This is a genomic window from Blautia sp. MSK17_66, assembly GCF_020538025.1.
Lineage (GTDB): Bacteria > Bacillota > Clostridia > Lachnospirales > Lachnospiraceae > Blautia_A.
On the sequence record NZ_JAJBNQ010000003.1, the window covers coordinates 1 to 18,199 of the forward strand.

General features: G+C 45.0%; 12 protein-coding genes and 1 other RNA gene. 7 read left to right on the forward strand and 6 right to left on the reverse strand.

Annotation, left to right across the window (positions count from 1 at the left end; genetic code table 11):
* Window positions 1-244 precede the first annotated feature (244 nt).
* Window positions 245-1,576: an MATE family efflux transporter gene (locus LIR34_RS02200; protein ID WP_173902019.1), complete on the forward strand. Its 1,332-nt coding sequence runs from the start codon at window positions 245-247 to the stop codon at window positions 1,574-1,576.
* Between the two features lie 182 nt (window positions 1,577-1,758).
* Here LIR34_RS02200 and LIR34_RS02205 read toward each other — a convergent pair whose 3' ends face one another.
* Complete coding sequence (locus LIR34_RS02205; protein WP_265107699.1) at window positions 1,759-3,168, reverse strand: aldehyde dehydrogenase; 1,410 nt, start codon at window positions 3,166-3,168, stop codon at window positions 1,759-1,761.
* Window positions 3,169-3,393: 225 nt separating this feature from the next.
* On the opposite strand from LIR34_RS02205, the gene LIR34_RS02210 reads away from it, so the two are divergent.
* Window positions 3,394-4,992, forward strand: coding sequence for a hypothetical protein (locus LIR34_RS02210; RefSeq protein WP_173902009.1), 1,599 nt, complete (start codon window positions 3,394-3,396; stop codon window positions 4,990-4,992).
* 27 nt (window positions 4,993-5,019) lie between these two features.
* Here LIR34_RS02210 and LIR34_RS02215 read toward each other — a convergent pair whose 3' ends face one another.
* Complete coding sequence (locus tag LIR34_RS02215) at window positions 5,020-5,715, reverse strand: YoaK family protein (protein WP_173902018.1); 696 nt, start codon at window positions 5,713-5,715, stop codon at window positions 5,020-5,022.
* A gap of 212 nt (window positions 5,716-5,927) precedes the next feature.
* On the opposite strand from LIR34_RS02215, the gene LIR34_RS02220 reads away from it, so the two are divergent.
* Window positions 5,928-6,842 carry a LysR family transcriptional regulator gene (locus LIR34_RS02220; RefSeq protein ID WP_173902008.1) on the forward strand — a complete coding sequence of 305 codons (915 nt, stop codon included), beginning with the start codon at window positions 5,928-5,930 and terminating at the stop codon, window positions 6,840-6,842.
* A 45-nt stretch (window positions 6,843-6,887) separates the two neighbouring features.
* Here LIR34_RS02220 and LIR34_RS02225 read toward each other — a convergent pair whose 3' ends face one another.
* Window positions 6,888-8,267, reverse strand: coding sequence for a CapA family protein (locus tag LIR34_RS02225; protein WP_173902007.1), 1,380 nt, complete (start codon window positions 8,265-8,267; stop codon window positions 6,888-6,890).
* A gap of 153 nt (window positions 8,268-8,420) precedes the next feature.
* Between LIR34_RS02225 and LIR34_RS02230 the strand changes: the two genes are divergently transcribed.
* Window positions 8,421-9,275 (forward strand): deoxyribonuclease IV, encoded by an 855-nt coding sequence (locus LIR34_RS02230; RefSeq protein WP_173902006.1) that lies wholly within the window; start codon window positions 8,421-8,423, stop codon window positions 9,273-9,275.
* 66 nt (window positions 9,276-9,341) lie between these two features.
* Here the strand turns inward: LIR34_RS02230 and LIR34_RS02235 are convergent, their stop codons facing one another.
* The 3 genes from LIR34_RS02235 to LIR34_RS02245 all read right to left on the reverse strand — a co-directional run bounded on the left by LIR34_RS02235 (window position 9,342) and on the right by LIR34_RS02245 (window position 12,869).
* Entirely contained in the window at window positions 9,342-10,331 is a 990-nt protein-coding gene (locus LIR34_RS02235) for a 2-hydroxyacid dehydrogenase (protein WP_173902005.1), read from the reverse strand.
* A 149-nt stretch (window positions 10,332-10,480) separates the two neighbouring features.
* A complete protein-coding gene (aroA, locus tag LIR34_RS02240; RefSeq protein WP_173902004.1) occupies window positions 10,481-11,764 on the reverse strand; it encodes a 3-phosphoshikimate 1-carboxyvinyltransferase in 1,284 nt (427 codons plus the stop codon).
* Window positions 11,765-11,777: 13 nt separating this feature from the next.
* The gene (locus LIR34_RS02245; RefSeq protein ID WP_173902003.1) at window positions 11,778-12,869 is read right to left on the reverse strand and encodes a prephenate dehydrogenase; all 1,092 of its coding nucleotides are present in this window, start codon (window positions 12,867-12,869) and stop codon (window positions 11,778-11,780) included.
* A 219-nt stretch (window positions 12,870-13,088) separates the two neighbouring features.
* On the opposite strand from LIR34_RS02245, the gene LIR34_RS02250 reads away from it, so the two are divergent.
* The 3 genes from LIR34_RS02250 (at window position 13,089) to ssrS (ending at window position 18,144) form a co-directional block, all read left to right on the forward strand.
* Window positions 13,089-15,176: an elongation factor G gene (locus LIR34_RS02250; protein ID WP_173902002.1), complete on the forward strand. Its 2,088-nt coding sequence runs from the start codon at window positions 13,089-13,091 to the stop codon at window positions 15,174-15,176.
* Window positions 15,177-15,495: 319 nt separating this feature from the next.
* On the forward strand, window positions 15,496-17,898 hold the full coding sequence (gene leuS, locus LIR34_RS02255) for a leucine--tRNA ligase (RefSeq protein ID WP_161286086.1): 2,403 nt from the start codon (window positions 15,496-15,498) through the stop codon (window positions 17,896-17,898).
* A gap of 67 nt (window positions 17,899-17,965) precedes the next feature.
* Window positions 17,966-18,144: non-coding RNA, 6S RNA (ssrS, locus tag LIR34_RS02260), on the forward strand.
* Window positions 18,145-18,199: the final 55 nt, after the last annotated feature.

Consider the following 18,199-nt stretch of genomic DNA (forward strand, 5'->3'; position numbering starts at 1 on the left):
TTTGGAGGTTGTGGGATTTACCCCTTGGGAGGATAAGTGGTTTTGTCCCATAACAGAAAAACCATTAAGAACATATCGTTCTTGAATCATATAAATCATAGATTTATATATCGTGTCCAAACAGAGTAATACCGAACCTCGTGGTATGAGAAATCATGCCATGGGGTTCTTTTAACGTAACTAATATTTTTATTCTTATCGTCTGGGGGAAGTGGTTTTGAAGAATAACAAATATGAGATTGATATGTGCAATGGCACAATCATGGATAAGCTGATTTCGTTTTCGATGCCTCTGATGCTTTCCGGAATTTTACAGCTAATGTTTAATGCTGTAGATATCATTGTTGTAGGGCAGTTTTCGGGAAGTGAAGCACTGGCGGCAGTCGGATCGACCACCGCTCTGATTGCTGTATTTACAAATTTATTTATCGGAATATCTCTTGGAGCGAATGTGCTCGCTGCACGATTCTATGCTTCAGGTAAACATAAAGAAATGTCTGAAACAGTGCATACTGCGATCACACTTGCACTGATCAGTGGTGTCATCATGGCGTTTGCCGGACTGATTTTTTCCAGGCTGGCACTTGAAATTATGGGTACACCGGATAATGTTATTGATCATTCAACACTGTATATGCGTATTTACTTTCTTGGAATGCCGTTTTTCATGCTGTACAATTATGGTGCAGCTGTTTTAAGGGCGGTGGGAGATACCAAACGTCCTCTGTTCTATCTGATCATATCGGGACTTGCAAATGCAGGAATCAATATGCTTCTCGTTATTGTGTTTCATATGGGAGTGGCAGGTGTCGCGATCGGAACGGTAATTTCACAGGGTATTTCCTGCATACTTGTATTACGCTGCCTGCATTGCTCAGAGGGAAGTTATCAGCTCAGATTTTCAAAGCTGACTATAAAAGGCTACTATCTGCGTCAGATTTTTCAGGTAGGAATTCCGGCGGGAATCCAGAGTACAGTGATCAATATTTCCAATGCGTTACTGCAGTCCTCTGTAAATTCTTTTGGTTCGATTGCCATGGCAGGATATACAGCTGCGAATAATATTTTTGGATTTTTGTATGTTTCGGTGAATGCTGTTACACAGTCCTGTATGAGCTTTACAAGCCAGAACTATGGTGTACGTAAGACGAAACGTATGGACAAAGTCCTTCTGGATTGTGTTATTTTGTCCTTTGCAGTCTCATTTACCTTAGGATGCGGGGCGTATTTCTTTGGTGATAAATTACTCCGCCTGTATACCAGTGATCCGAAGGTTATCCAGTGTGGCATTGAGATTCTTGCCTACACAACGATCCCGTATTTCTGCTGCGGCATCATGGATCTGATTCCGGGTGCACTTCGTGGAATGGGACGGTCTGGCGTGCCGATGATCCTTTCTATTATTGGTACAGTAGGAACACGTATTGTGTGGATCTTTGGATTGTTCCCGCATCACCGAAGCTTAAGTTTCCTCTTTATCTCCTATCCGGTATCCTGGATCATCACAATCATCCTGCAGGTAATCTGTTATTATTTTGTAAGGAAAAAAGTACACAAAATCATTCTGAATTTATGACGGACTATTTAAGTCCGTCATATTCTTTGACTTATTGTAACTATTCAGAAGGTAGTATCCCGCGAGGTGTTTTGGCATGTTTTTTGCCAAAATCCCGAGACATATAAGGCAAAATGCCATCACCGAAGGTGATTTGGAATGCATTTTGACTCGTAACTGTGAGGGTACGGAACAGTTACGACTTATTTCAGGAATTTTCGCAGCAGTTTTTCGTTGCGTGGTGTATATGGCTGGTAGCGCATGGAAAGATCGATCCAGGTTTTTTTGTTTACGATGCTCTTGTAATGTGAGAAGGTCCGAAATCCTTCTTCACCGTGATAAGCACCCATTCCACTTTCACCAAAACCACCGAATCCCATTTCAGAAGTTGCAAGATGGATCAGAGTATCGTTGATACATCCGCCTCCGAAACTGCACTGCTCCATAAATTTCCGGGCAGTTTTTCGCCGGGAAGTAAAAATATAAAGTGCGAGAGGATGAGACATGGAGTTGATCTTTGGAATAACCTCATTCATAGAATCATAAGTTATAATTGGAAGGATCGGACCAAAAATCTCCTGCTGCATCACCGGATCATCAAAGGAGACAGAGTCAAGAATCGTCGGCTCAATGCGAAGCGTATCCGGATCGGAAGCTCCGCCATAGGATACTTTTCCGGAGGTGATCAGATCACAGAGTCTGTGAAAATGCTTTTCATTGATGATTTTTCCATAATTTGGATTCTGAAGAGGTGTTTCCGAATACTGCCGGCGGATTTGCCGGATCAGATGCTTTACAAGACGATCCTTGATCTTGCGGTCACAATAGATGTAATCAGGAGCGACACAGGTCTGGCCGCAGTTAAGAAATTTTCCAAAAACAATCCTGCGGGCAGCAAGTTTCAGATTGCATTTACGATCCACGATACAGGGGCTTTTGCCACCGAGTTCCAGAGTGACAGGAGTGAGGAACTGACTTGCCTTTGCCATAACTTCTTTGCCGACGTTCTGGCTTCCGGTAAAGAAAATATAATCGAAATGCTGATTGAGCAGACAGGTGTTTTCTTCGCGACCGCCGGTGACAACTGAGACAAGTTCTGGTTCAAAGCAGTCCCTGACAAGAGTTTCAATCATTGCCGTCGTGGATGGTGAGTAGGCACTGGGCTTAAGAATCACAGTATTTCCGGCAGCCAGTGCATCGATCAGAGGGTCAAGGGAAAGGAGAAATGGATAATTCCACGGACTCATGATGAGAACCACACCATAGGGGACTGGTTTCTTATAACTGCGGGCGGCAAACTGGGAGATCGGCGTGTGGACATCCTGTTCCTCAGCGTATTCTTCGATGTGCTGGATCATGTGTGTCAGCTCACTTAAGACGAGTCCCGTTTCGCACATATAGCTCTCAAAAGAGCTTTTGCCAAGGTCTTCATGGAGGGCATCGTGTATCTCTTTTTCATGTCCCACGATATACTCCTTTAATTTTTTGAGGACTTCTATCCGACCTTTTACAGGGAGGGTTGCTCCTGTGTAAAAATAATTTCGTTGAATTTCAATTTGTTTTTTTATTTCTTCTTCTGTCATAGAATGTACTTCCTTTTTTGTTTCAAGAATAACAGTCGGAAGAAAAAAAGTCAACCAACAAACAAAAATCAGAGTGGTTAGATCACTGTTACCTGTGAACAAAATATATTACTGTAAAAATTCAGAATATTCACGCGAAATTGGTTGTATGGTGTCGAAAAATATGATAAGATATAATCATCTGATATATTGTTTTTTAGTAACTGTGAAAGTGTTGAACAGTTACAATTTTTTAAAGACAGGAGGGTTTCGAGTATGAATCGAGGAAGAAATATTCTTAAAAAGACCGCAGCTGTGGCAATGAGTTCTTCGATGATCTTGGCGGGAGGAAGTAATGTATGGGCTGCTGGTTCCTATCAGGAGACAGCCAGGGCATCTCTTCAGACACTTACAGAATCAGTTGCGGGGGCAATTGATGGATATGCGCAGGATGTGAACAGATCTCTGCAGGGCTCAAAGGGAACGCTGACGCTTAAGGTAGAAGATACCGGCAAGGCAATTATTGGCTCCATGCTTGGACAGGAAGATCTGACGTGGTTACAGGATCTGAAAATGGATATGGATATTTCTGTAAAAGACGGAATAGAGGCGATTGATTCGACCATTCTTCTGAATGGAGAAAAGATCTGTGATCTGAATATATATCAGGATATGGCAGAGATGACGCAGTACATTCAGGTTCCGGAGATTTCTGATGCATATATTGCAGTTAAGACGGCGGATGAAATGAATGGTGAATCACAGGAAATCATGCAGACTTATATGAATGTGTTATCAGATCTGGGTTCTGCCCTGCCGGATGCGGAGACAACCAGAACGCTTCTTGACCGTTATGGAACACTTGTGATTGACAGCGTGGAAGAGGGGAGTACTGTTGAGGAGAATGTTTCTGTAGAAGGTATCGGTGAAGACTGCACGGTATACGAAGGAAAGATCACAGGGGCTGCTGCCCGGACCATGCTTGAGAATATTCTTGTATCGGCTAAGGATGACGCAGAGATCAAGGGTCTTTTTGACCACTGGACAGAGAACGGATATTCCAGTGAAGATCAGTATACGGAATATCAGTCGGCAGTCGAGAAACTGCTAGAGGATATGAAGTCAGCAGAAACGGACGGCAGTGAAAGTACAGAGGATTTTTCTGAGAAAATCTGGGTAAATGGAGAAAATAAGATTGTCGGACGTGAGATAGGAATTGTCGACGGAGCAGATTACGAACCGATATTTACTCTGAAAACACCTTCACAGGATGGAAAGACAGCACTTCTTCTGGAAGTTGGCGCAGATGACAGTCACCTGACACTTACAGGAAGCGGAACATCGGCTGACGGACTCTTAAATGGAGATTATATCTTTGCAGTGGATGGAACAGAGACACTTGATATCAAGGTGGAAAATCTTGAGCTCAAGCCGGAAAAACCGGGATATTATAACGGAACCTTTACCGTTTCTTTCCCGGAAAGCACATCTGAAGACAGTGGAGATGCTGCTGTATCCAATATGCTGAATGGCTTCAGTGCCGTAATTAACATGAATTCTGACGCATCTGCTGAAACAAGCACACTTGATCTTTCATTAGTGACATCTGGAGTATCACTTGGAACGCTTTCTCTGACAGGCGGCTATGGTCAGGGAGCAGAAATTCCGGATCTCAAGAATTTTGGAAACGTTTATACAGCAGACGATCAGGAAGCTATGACAGAATATCTCACAAATGCGGACTGGACTGTTCTTGCAGAGAATCTGAAGAAGGCTGGTGTTCCACAGGAACTGGCAGATGGACTTCTCATGACTATGGAGTCAGCGGTTGAGGACAGCGCACCAGATACAACAGCAGAGGAGCCGGCAGCATAATAAGTCGGTAATACAAAAAAGAGGCTCTCAGGCGTGAATCCTGAGAACCTCTTCTTTTTCTGTCTCTTTCTCTCTGGAAAGAACGCGTTCTTCATTGACGAGTACAAGTGCAGCACATACAGGGAGAAGTCCTGCCCATGCACCTGTGAGATGAAATCTCTGACAGAACAGGAAACATACTGCAACTCCCAGATAAAAAGAAAGAAGTACTTTTCCATAAAAAATTCCCCTTCGAAGTGCCTCGGAGTCTTTGCTGTAAAGGTATTCTGCAAATCCTGTCGTGCACTGACGGAGATTGTTGGTGCAGAAGATGCAGGAACTGTTGAATCCATCTGCACCTTTGAAGGAACACCACTGAAATGCCGTGGCAAAAAAAACAGGATACAGTGCAATGAAAGGATCCATATCCTCCGGAAGAAATCCGAGAAGGAGAAAAGCCAGGGCATCAATCAGAAGACTGACGAATTTCAGAGTGGTCTTCTGCAGCTTGTGTGAGAGAAAAACGGTCGCAACCATCGCGAAAATGTAGATCAGCAATGCTGAGAAACGAAAAAACATATGCGGATCAGAGTGTCCGGTGAGATCCATAACGAATGAGATCAGGTTTCCGGTCTGTGCAGAACCAAAAACATCACAACGGTTGAAAATTGCATAACATCCCATAAAACCACCGATAAAAGTTACGGTCAAATGTAACCGGCGTTCAAGGATTGCCTTATCCATGTAAATCATTCCTATCTTTCTTAATCTGTGCATATTATAGTATCAAAATATTATATTGTAAATTCGATATTTTATCTATATAATATAAAAAGAATTTATAGGTAGTTCACAGATACTGTGAACGGAGTGAACAGTAACTCTACAGGTATTATTCTCGACTGAGACAACGCTCTGAGCGTATGCATATACTGTCACAAAAGGAGGAGTTTGAATTGAATTACACAGATATCCATACATTTCTCACAATTGTATCCAGTTCATCATTGTCTAAGGCAGCAGAAGTTTTGTTCGTCTCACAGCCTGCACTGAGCCATCGTCTGTCTGCTCTGGAGGAAGAACTTGGAACAGAACTTGTTATCCGCAAAAAAGGTGCCCGCACACTGGAACTCACAGATGCAGGAAAGCGTTTTGTGCCTCTTGCGCGTAAATGGGAGCAGCTTTGGCTGGAGACAAGTCAGATACAGAATGAAAAACCGTCGGACATTCTGCAGATTGCAAATGTGGACAGCCTGAATTTTTATTTTATGCCGCAGATCATCGGCAGTTTCCTTGAGAAACATAAAAACTGCAGTCTGCATATCAATACCATGCGTTCCAATGTGTCCTATAAAGCTGTGGAGAACAAAGAAGTAGACATGGGGCTGATCACAAATCCACATTTTTTCAAAAAAGTGCAGACGGTGCCGCTTTTTGAAGAAAAACTGGTCCTGGTCTGCAGCAAAGATACTGCGTATGAGGATGGAATCCTGCCTTCCCGTCTGAAAAGCGAGGATGAGATCTATATTCCATGGAGTGATTCTTTTATCATGTGGCATGATTACTGGTTCGGAAATAATTCCGAAGTAAAAGTATCACTCGACAATATGGCACTTTTGCGTCAGCTCCTTGATCTCGAAAAAACATGGGCAATCATGCCGGCAACAATAGGAAAGAAACTCTCTCAGGAGGGAGAATGCCGCATTGTAGCGCTGGAGAATGGTCCGGAATATCGTACATGTTATGCGATCATGAGAGACCAGCGGAATGCAGCTCCTCTGGTGATGGATTTCCTGCAGGAACTTCTTGACACAGTAAAAGGAATCCCGGAGATCAGAGTGCTTACGGAATATATCCGTCAGGCACCCTGAATCTCCGGGATTCCGGGGTTTTGATGAGGTTACTGCAGATAGTACCTATTCTTCATCATAACTGTAATCATAAGAATCATCGTAAGAAGTATCTTCGTCGTAATCGCTGTAGGAATCATCATAAGAATCGTCATAGGACTCATCATAATACGAGTCATCATAGGAATCGGATTCTTCATCATAGCTGGAATCGTCGTAAGAATCCTCTGAGGAATCTTCAATGTCTTCTGCCGAAGAATCGGAACTGTCAGAAGATGATGTCGCGCCGCCGGTGATCATAGCAGTACGTTCCTGGATCTTATTGAGAATACGTGCTGCCTCGTCACCTTCGGCGGGAGTTGGCTGATAATTGTTGTAATCCGAATCAGAGGAGACAGAGCAGGGGATGATGTTGGTGACATTGTCCGCTTTTACTCCGTTTTGATCTACAGTGAAGGTCTGCTGGAAGATCATGGTATCCATATCACTCGGATACTGATTTCCACCAAAGCAGAAGTTTCCAAGACTGTAAACAATATTCTTTCCTTTATATTCTTCAATTCCCTGAAGCACATGCGGATGATGCCCGCATACCAGATCGGCTCCTTCATCAATAGCAAGGTGAGCGAGAGTGGTCTGATTGCTGTCAGGGACTTCTTCTTTTTCATTTCCCCAGTGGAAGATCACGATCGTGATCTGTGCACCCTCAGCCTTTACCTTGGCGATGTTCTGTTTGAGCTGTTCCTTTCGTTCAAGGTGATCCTTTAATTCATAGATTCCAACCAGTCCGACCTTGATCCCTTTGACTTCTGTCACAAGCGTCTTATCATATCCGAAATTCAGGATTCCTGCACTGTCGAGTGCGGAGATGGTATCCTCATAGCCCTGATTTCCATAATCGTGGCTGTGGTTGTTGGCAGTGTTGACAGCTTCGACAGAACCGGAGGTAAGAATGCCGGCATATTCAGCAGGAGCCTTGAAGGCATACTCCTTGTCCTCGCGATCCTCAGAATCTGTAAGAGTTCCTTCAAAGTTGGCAATCGTCAGATCATCTGCGGAAAAAATGCTCTTCACATTGGAGAAGAAATAATCTGCTCCATAATTTTCATAATAAGCATTAAGACTGGTATCGTAGTCAAAGTTTTCGTCTGTACCGAGCGTACAGTCACCTACGACACTGACGGTCAGCGATACCGGAGCCATGGTTGGTGTTGGCGTGAGGTCTGCATCTGAGGCGGAAGTCTCATCCTGCGATTTTGCTGAGGCGTTTGTCTTAATGGCACCATTTTTGCGTGCAGAACAGCCACGGACCAGGATGATAAGAAGCAGCAGGATAAGAACGGCACCGCAGCCTATGAGAAGACGTTCGGTGATCTGCTGCCTTCTGCGGTAGTAGCGGGATTTTTTGTACGCACGTTTTTTGTGTTTTTTCTTTTTTGGCGGCATGGGAAACTCCTTGTTTTATGTATTTTTTTGTTTATAAAAAGTATAGGGAATTTTATACAATTCGTCAATATGTTTGCAGTTTTTGATTTTTTTTGTATAATCAAAGGATAGAAGCGGAACGGTCCGCAGATGCTAAGAAAAAAGGAGATTTTTATGAGTACAGCAAAAAGTCCATTATATATTGGAAACCACACAACTTCATCCAAAGGCTATACCAGGATGGCACGCCAGATGATCGCAAACGGGGGAAATGCGTTTGCATTTTTTACCAGAAATCCAAGAGGCGGACGGGCGAAGGAGATCGATCCGGAGGATGTGCGTAAATTTCTGGAACTGACAGAGGAATATAAATTTGGGAAGATCGTGGCACATGCACCATACGTATTAAATGGATGTTCGGAAAAGGAAAACATCCGGGAATTTGCCAGAGAGACGATGGCAGATGACCTGAAGCGCATGGAATGGACGCCGGGAAATTATTATAATTTTCATCCGGGAAGCCATGTAGGACAGGGAGCAGAAGCAGGAGTCCGCATGATCGCAGAAATGCTGAATGAGGTGCTGACCGAAGAACAGACCACAACGGTGCTTCTTGAAACGATGTCCGGCAAGGGGACGGAGATAGGAAGAAATTTCGAAGAACTCCGTCAGATCCTCGACCTGGTAGAAAAGAAGGACAAGATGGGAATCTGTCTGGATACCTGCCATGTCTGGGATGGAGGCTATGACATCGTAAATAATCTCGATGGTGTCCTTGAAGAATTTGACCGGATCATCGGGCTTGAGAAATTAAAAGCCATTCACTTAAATGACAGCCTGAACGACCTTGGCAGCCACAAAGACCGCCATGCAAGGATCGGCGAGGGAAGAATCGGGCTGGAAGCACTGGTAAGGGTGATCCGTCATCCGTGCCTGGAGGGAATTCCATTCATTCTCGAAACGCCGAATGATGATGAAGGATGGGCAGCAGAGATTCGGACTCTGAGAGAAGCATACGAGAAATCCTGATACAAGCAAGTTCCCACTCACTGTTTATTGTTTTTCGCAATTGAAGAGGGGACTTACCTGATTTGGTTAAATATGCACTTCGTTTCTGAGTTCTTTCCCTGTGCGGAAAGCCTCAGCATTCTCAAGTGTCGTCTCAGCGATATTGGTAAGCGCTTCCTCTGTAAAAAATCCCTGATGGGAAGTGAGCGCAACGTTCGGGAAAGAGAGCAGTCTCTGCACGGTAGAGGTTTTGAGGATATGCTCGGACATGTCTTCATAGACAAAATCAGATTCTTCCTCATAGACATCAAGCCCTACTGCAAAAAACTTATGATCCCGGATACCTGCGATCAGGTCTTCAGTGCAGATCAGGCCGCCGCGAGAGGTGTTTACGAGAATGACACCGTCTTTCATCCGGGAGATGCTTTCTTTACTGATCATATGGTAAGTGTCCGGCGTGAGCGGGCAGTGCAGGCTGATCAGGTCACTGGAAGAAAGAAGCGTTTCAAGAGGAACATACGTAAGATCTGTCTGCGTTTTGTCCGGGTACAGGTCATAGGCGAGTAGGTTCATGCCAAAACCGCGGCAGATATGCGCCATGGCAAGCCCGATCTTGCCGGTTCCGACGATCCCGGCTGTTTTTTTATACAGGTTCACTCCCATGAGACCATTGAGGGAAAAATTGTTTTCCCGGCATTTGATATAAGCTTTGTGGGTATGACGGTTGGCGGTGAGAACGAGAGCCATCGCAAGCTCGGCGACCGCTTCCGGAGAATAACCGGGAACGCGGAGGACTTTGATGTCGCATTCAGCAGCAGTTTTGAGATCTACATTATTATAACCGGCACAGCGCATCAGGATCAGACGGATACCCTGATGTGCGAGTTCTTCGATCACTTCTGTTCCAAGGTCTGCGTTTACAAAAGCGCAGATCCCATCGTAATCGGCGGCGAGGGAAGCAGTCTCTGCGTAGAGATTTGCTTCAATAAAAGTAATGTCGATATCAGGATGCTCCGGTTTCAGTTTATCAAAAAATCTCTGGTCATAATCTCTTGCACCATAAAATAATATTTTCATTATTGCATTCCTCCCTGGATGTGGATGATTTTCAGATTCTGTTTTAGAATGCCCGGGGAGAAGAAGTGTATACGTAAATAACAAAAAAACTGCTGTCTGCATGAAAGTAAATCATGGAAACAGCAGTTTTAATTGTGTGCAGTTGCTTATTATATTCTACTTGAATCTAAGCTATAAAGATCCTGATAAAATTCCGGATAGGAGATGTTGACACATTCTCCGTTCAGAATTTCTACAGTGCCGTCACAGATCGTTCCGGCTACAGCAAAGCTCATGGCAATACGATGATCAAGATGAGAATCGATCACTGCACCGTGGAGTGGACGTCCGCCGTGGATGATCATGCCGTCATCCGTTCCTTCAATATCAGCCCCCATGCGTCTGAGGTTGTCAACCATGACAGCAATACGGTCAGATTCCTTGACTTTGAGTTCCTGGGCATCGCGGATAATGGTGGTACCTTCGGCAAAAGCGGCCATGACAGCGATCATCGGAATCTCATCGATCAATGTCGGGATGATGCTTCCCTCGATGGTCGTTCCTTTAAGGGAACTGGTGCGAATCAGAAGATCGGCGGTCGGTTCGCCCTCTGTACTCTCATTGAGGAGAGTGATATCAGCACCCATATCCATGCAGACCTTTATAATTCCGGCTCTGGTCGGATTGATCCCTACATTCTTAAGCAGGATCTCGCTTCCCGGAGTCAGAAGACCGGCTGCGATAAAGTAGGCGGCAGAAGAAATATCACCAGGCACCTGAATGTCTCTTCCTTCCAGAACAGGTTCCGGTCTGATGGATGCCGTGGTTCCTTCAGAAGTGATTTCTGCACCGAAATAATTCAGCATGATCTCTGTATGGTTTCGGGAAAGAAACGGTTCCGTCACGCTGGTGATCCCATCGGCATACATACCGGCAAGCAGGACGCAGGATTTGACCTGTGCGGAAGCGACCGGTGAATCATAATGAGCGGCGTGAAGTGGTCTGCCGTGGATGATAAGCGGTGCACAGCCGTTATCAAGCCTGCTTGTGATATCGGCTCCCATGGAGGCCAGAGGTGTCATGATGCGTTTCATCGGACGGGTACGGATCGAATCATCTCCGTCCAGTTCGGAGGTGAAAGTCTGTCCGGCAAGGATTCCGGAGATCAGTCGGGTCGTAGTTCCGCTGTTGCCGACGTCAAGGATTTCAGTCGGGGCTGTGAGGCCGTGAAGCCCTCTGCCGTGTACAAGAATCTCATCTTTATTGCGATCTATCTCGATTCCCATTTTGCGGAAACAGGAGATTGTAGAAAGACAGTCAGCGCCCTCAAGAAAATGAGAGATTCTGGTTGTGCCTCGGGCAAGTGAGCCAAACATGACTGCCCGGTGAGAAATTGACTTGTCACCGGGAACAGTCAGGGTTCCTTTTAAGTTTGTCTGTTTTTTGATTTCCATTATTATGATCAACCTACCGTTCGTATACAATATAATTTCGCTTCTTAAGAAGTGCAGTTCCGCGTTTCATGGCATCTTCCTCATAGAATTCAATCTTCAGGACACCCTGTTCAAATTCACGGTTGTGGATGATGCCGATGTTCTTGATACTGATTCCCTCCATAGCAAGGATTGTGGCAATTGTGGCAATTCCACCTGCTTCATCGACAATATCAATATAAAGAACATAGGTCTTGTTGATAAGGCCGGAAGAAGTTGTGTCGATGGAGTCACGGTAATCTCTGGAATTTGCAAACATATCATAGAGAGTTTCTGCCTCCAGATTGTCAACGGAACAGCGGGCCTGGATCAGCATCTTGATGTATTCGTCAAGCACATGGGAGATATTCTCATGATTCTCGAGGCAGATCTGTTCCCACATAACCGGAGAGGAGGAGGCAATACGGGTGATATCACGAAAACCTCCTGCTGCGATCGTCTTCATGTATTCAGCGTCATTATCCAGTTCCCTGACAAGATTTACCAGTGTGGACGCGATGATATGTGGGAGATGGCTGACACCGGCGGTGATGAAATCGTGTTCTTCACAGGTGAGGACCATCGGGATCGAACCAAGAGAGTCGATTAGTTCAGAAAATTCGGTGATCTTTTCGAGAGGAATCTGTCCGCCTGGCGTCAGGATATAGTAAGCATTTTCGAGAAGATGATCTGAGGAATACTCAAATCCGGAACGTTCGGAACCAGCCATGGGATGTCCGCCGATAAAGCAGTTTTCCATGCCAAGCTCCTCGACTGCCTTGTGGATCGGTCCCTTGACACTTCCGGCATCTGTGATGATGCATCCGTCCTTTATGATATCCTTGAGGTATTTAAGGTATTCGATATTATATTCTACCGGAGCACAGAGAAAAATATAGTCGCAGCTGCGATAACGGTCATCTTTCTCTTCCAGTACGCCGTCAATGGCACCGCAGTTCAGTGCGGCAGCCAGAGTTTCCTTGTGTTTTGCATATGCGAGGATGTGGTAATCCGGATGAAACTTGCGGATCGTTTTTGCAATAGATCCTCCGATCAGGCCAAGCCCGATAAAACTGATGGTTTTCATGATGTCTGTATCCTTTCCGAGTCTATTTATAGACAAAACTATGTACTTATTTTAAAAGATACGATGAAAAATGTCAAATAAAGCTATAAAATAGGTGAATTCGATGAATAATTGCAAAAATAGCTCAAAAAAAGTTGTTAAAATTACATAAAATACTTGAAAAGTTGAAAGAATTTTAGTAAAATATGGACATATCAGACATACAGGGAGGTATTACATATGGACGTTTATAGAACTGACCGAATTCGCAATGTGGTTCTTTTGGGTCACGGAGGATCCGGCAAGACCACATTAGCAGAGGCAATGGCATATCTGGCAGGAATGACAAGTCGTCTTGGCAGAGTAGAAGATGGAAATACCGTCAGCGATTTTGATAAGGAGGAGATTAAGAGAAAGTTTTCAATCTCCACATCTGTGATCCCGGTTCCGTGGGATAAGGTGAAGATCAATATCCTGGATACTCCTGGTTATTTTGACTTTGTAGGAGAAGTAGAGGAAGCGGTAAGTGCAGCAGATGCAGCCATCATCGTTGTTTCCGGTAAGGCTGGAGTTCAGGTCGGTACACAGAAGGCATGGAATCTCTGCGAGAAATATAAATTACCTCGTATGATTTTTGTAACAGATATGGACGTGGACGATGTCAGCTATCGTAAGGTAGTAGAGGAGCTTACTGAGCTTTACGGCAAGAAGATCGCACCTCTGCATTTCCCGATCCGTGAGGATGGCAAGTTTGTCGGCTATGTGAATGTTGTGAAGCAGGCCGGCCGAAGATATATCGACAAAGCAGGCAAGGAGCCTTGCGATGTTCCGGAATATCTGGAAGAATACCTTGAGAAATATCATGAAACTCTGATGGAATCTGTTGCTGAGACGAGTGAAGAGTTCATGGACCGTTATTTCGAGGGAGATACTTTCTCCGTAACAGAAGTTTCTGCAGCTCTTGCAACGAATGTACAGGATGCAAGCATCGTTCCGGTATGCATGGGATCTCCGATCAACCTGCGCGGTGTATCCAACCTTCTCGATGATATCTGCGGATATTTCCCGAGTCCGGACAAGCGTTCCTGCAACGGTATTTCTCAGAAGACCAATGAGATCTTTGAAGCAAACTATGACTTTGCCAAAGCGAAATCCGCATATGTATGGAAGACGATCGCAGATCCGTTCCTTGGTAAATATTCTCTTATTAAAGTTGTTTCCGGTGTTATCAAATCCGATGATACTCTTCTGAACGTTGAGAAGGGTGAAGAAGAACGTCTGAATAAATTATACGTTCTCGAGGGCTCCAAGCCGATCGAGGTTCCGGAACTTCATGCTGGTGATATCGGTGCGATCGCGAAGCTTGCAAGCGTACAGACCGGTGACAGCCTTGCAACCAAGGCAGCTCCGGTTCTCTATCCGAAGGCTATCATCTCCACTCCTTATACTTATAAGAGATATAAGGCAGTCAAGAAGGGTGATGAGGACAAGATCGCACAGGCCCTTGCCAAAATGATGAGCGAGGACAAGACTCTCCGTGCAGTCAATGACTCTGCCAACAGACAGACTTTACTCTATGGTATGGGCGATCAGCATCTTGATATCGTAGTAAGTAAACTGAAAGAACGTTATAAAGTAGACGTGGAACTTTCCAAACCGAAGGTAGCTTTCCGTGAGACTATCCGCAAGAACTCTGATGTAGAAGGCAAACATAAGAAACAGTCCGGCGGACATGGACAGTACGGACATGTTAAGATGCGTTTCGAACCATCCGGAGATCTGGAGACACCTTATGCATTTGAGCAGGTTGTTGTAGGCGGCGCTGTTCCTAAGAACTACTTCCCGGCAGTTGAGAAGGGACTTCAGGAAAGCGTTCAGAAGGGACCTCTGGCAGCTTATCCTGTAGTTGGTGTTAAGGCAACTCTTTATGATGGATCCTATCATCCGGTAGACTCTTCCGAGATGGCATTTAAGATGGCAACGATCCTGGCATTCAAGAAGGGCTTTATGGATGCATCTCCGGTACTTCTTGAGCCAATCGTAAGCATGAAGATAACGGTTCCGGATAAATATACCGGTGATGTTATGGGTGACCTCAACAAGAGACGTGGCCGTGTTCTCGGCATGAATCCGGATCACGAAGGCAACACCATTATTGAAGCGGACGTTCCGCAGCTTGAGATTTATGGATATTCCACAACACTTCGCTCCATGACCGGCGGAAGCGGTGACTTCTCCTATGAGTTCGCACGCTATGAGCAGGCTCCGAATGATATTCAGGCCAAGGAGATCGAAGCCAGAGCAAGCAAACTGGATGCAGCAGAATAATCTGAGTAACTGTTCACAGGTAATATTCCGCGAGGTGTTTTGTCATGTATATGACAAAATCCCGAGACATACGGGGCAAAATCCCATCACCGAAGGTGATATGGAATGGATTTTGACCAAGTTACTGTGAACGGAGTGAACAGTAACTAATCTGACAGCAGAATTATCGACAGAATGACCAAAGTCCTTCGCCTCATTGATCTGGGGCGAAGGATTTTTTTCCATATCGCCGCTTCAGTACTGCAACAGAGCCATTGACAAAAGCAGTTTATTGAATTAAAATTGGTTTTTAGATAACAATGTTGGAGGAACCATAGAAATGAAATACTTTTTTAAGAAAATTGAGCCCAAGTGGCAGGCGAAATGGGAAGAGAGCAAAGTCTTCGAAGCCAAGGACAACAGCGACAAACCTAAGTTCTATGGCCTGGTAGAGTTTCCATATCCAAGTGGTGCAGGTATGCATGTAGGACACATTAAAGCATACTCAAGCCTTGAAGTTATTTCCAGAAAACGTCGTATGGAAGGATACAATGTACTTTTTCCGATCGGATTTGATGCATTCGGACTTCCTACCGAGAACTATGCAGTCAAGACAGGACAGCATCCACGTGTGATCACAGATGAGAACATCAAGAGATTCTCCAACCAGTTAAAGAAAGTTGGATTTTCCTTTGACTGGAGCCGTGTGATCGATACTACAGATGAAGATTACTACAAATGGACACAGTGGATCTTCCTCAAGATGTTTGAGAAGGGTCTTGTGTTCAGAGACAGAACTCTCGTAAACTACTGCCCGCATTGCAAGGTTGTTCTTTCTAATGAAGACAGCCAGGGCGGCAAATGCGATATCTGCCACAGTGATGTTGTACAGAAATCCAAGGACGTATGGTATCTGAGAATCACTCAGTATGCCGACAAGCTTCTCGAAGGACTTGATGATGTTGACTATCCTGAGAACGTAAAACAGCAGCAGGTTCACTGGATTGGCAAGTCCAAGGGTGCTTTTGTAAACTTTGACATCGACGGAATCGATGAGAAACTGGAGATCTATACAACCAGACCGGATACCCTGTTCGGTGTTACCTTCATGGTAATCGCACCGGAGCATCCGATCATCGATAAATACAAAGACAAAGTCGCAAACATGGATGAGATCACAGCATACCGTAATGAGTGTGCCAAGAAGACAGAGTTCGAGAGAACTCAGCTTGTCAAAGACAAGACAGGTGTACGCATCCAGGGTCTTGAGGGCATCAATCCTGTAAACGGCAAGAAAATCCCGATCTACATTGCAGACTATGTAATGATGGGGTATGGTACAGGTGCGATCATGGCAGTGCCGGCACATGACCAGCGTGACTATGATTTTGCAAAGAAATTCGGCATTGATATCATTGAAGTCATCAAAGGCGGCGACATCACCAAGGAAGCTTACACAGGTGACGGCGAGATGGTCAACTCCGAATTCCTCAACGGATATACCAATAAGAAAGATTCTATCGAGCGTATGCTGGAAGAACTTGAGAAGAAAGGCATCGGTAAAGCCGGCGTCCAGTACAAGATGAAAGACTGGGCATTCAACCGTCAGAGATACTGGGGTGAGCCGATTCCGCTGATCCACTGCCCGCACTGTGGTGTTGTTGCAGTGCCGGAAGAAGAACTTCCGCTTCGTCTGCCGGATGTCAAGGACTTTGAGCCGGGTGAGGACGGACAGTCACCACTTGCCAAGATTGATTCTTTCGTAAACTGTACCTGCCCGAAATGTGGTGCCAAAGCCAAACGTGAGACAGATACCATGCCTCAGTGGGCCGGATCTTCCTGGTATTTCCTGAGATATACAGATCCGCACAATGACCATGCGCTTGCTGATATGGACAAGCTGAAATACTGGATGCCGGTTGACTGGTACAACGGTGGTATGGAGCATGTTACCAGACATATGATCTACTCCAGATTCTGGCATCATTTCCTGTATGATCTGGGTGTTGTCAACACACCGGAACCATATGCGAAGCGTTCCATCCAGGGACTGATCCTCGGACCGGATGGAGACAAGATGAGTAAATCCAAAGGTAACGTTGTAGACCCGCTTGATATCGTAGAAGAATATGGCGCAGATACTCTTCGTACCTATGTACTGTTCATGGGAGATTACGGCGCAGCAACTCCGTGGAGCGACAGCTCTGTGAAAGGATGTAAGAAATTCCTTGACCGTGTTGCAGGACTGACAGACATTCTTTCTGAGGAACCTGTTTCTGATGAACTGGAGATGAAGCTTCACCGTACCATCAAGAAGGTTTCCTCTGACATTGAGAACCTGAAATTCAATACAGCGATCGCCAGCCTGATGACTCTGCTTAATGAGATCACAGCAGAAGGACGCCTCGGCAAAGAAGACCTTGCGATCTTCGTTAAGCTCTTAAGCCCGTTTGCTCCACATCTCTGCGAAGAAATCTGGGAATTCCTGGGAGGCGAGGGTCTGCTTGCAGTTGCTCCGTGGCCGGAATATGATGAGGGCAAAACTGTTGCCAAGACCATTGAGATCGGTGTACAGGTAAACGGTAAAGTAAGAGGAACCGTAGTTCTTCCGAATGGCTGTGAGAAAGAAAAGGCTTTTGAGATTGCCAAAGCTGATGAGAGAATTGCTTCCTTCCTTGAAGGCAAGAACCTCATCAAAGAAATCTATGTACCAAACAAGATCATCAACTTTGTTGCGAAATAATCTGAAATATTTTCGGTATTTCCTGTTGAAAAATCGCATACAATAGAGTACAATAAAACAAGAAAAGAAATTCCTGGAATGTGCGATGCCCCTTTTTTTATTTGAACCTACATTTATTAATAGGGAATCCAACATCGCTGCTGTGATGTCAGGCCTCTCGTCGTGGAAGGCAGATCATCAGTTGAGGACACCCAACCTGGCGAAAGCTAGGCGTCAAATGGAAGGGAACGGCATTCCGGGGTATATTAGAAAGAATGAGCCATGTATAATGGCTCTTTTTTTGAAGAACGACGTGGGAGGA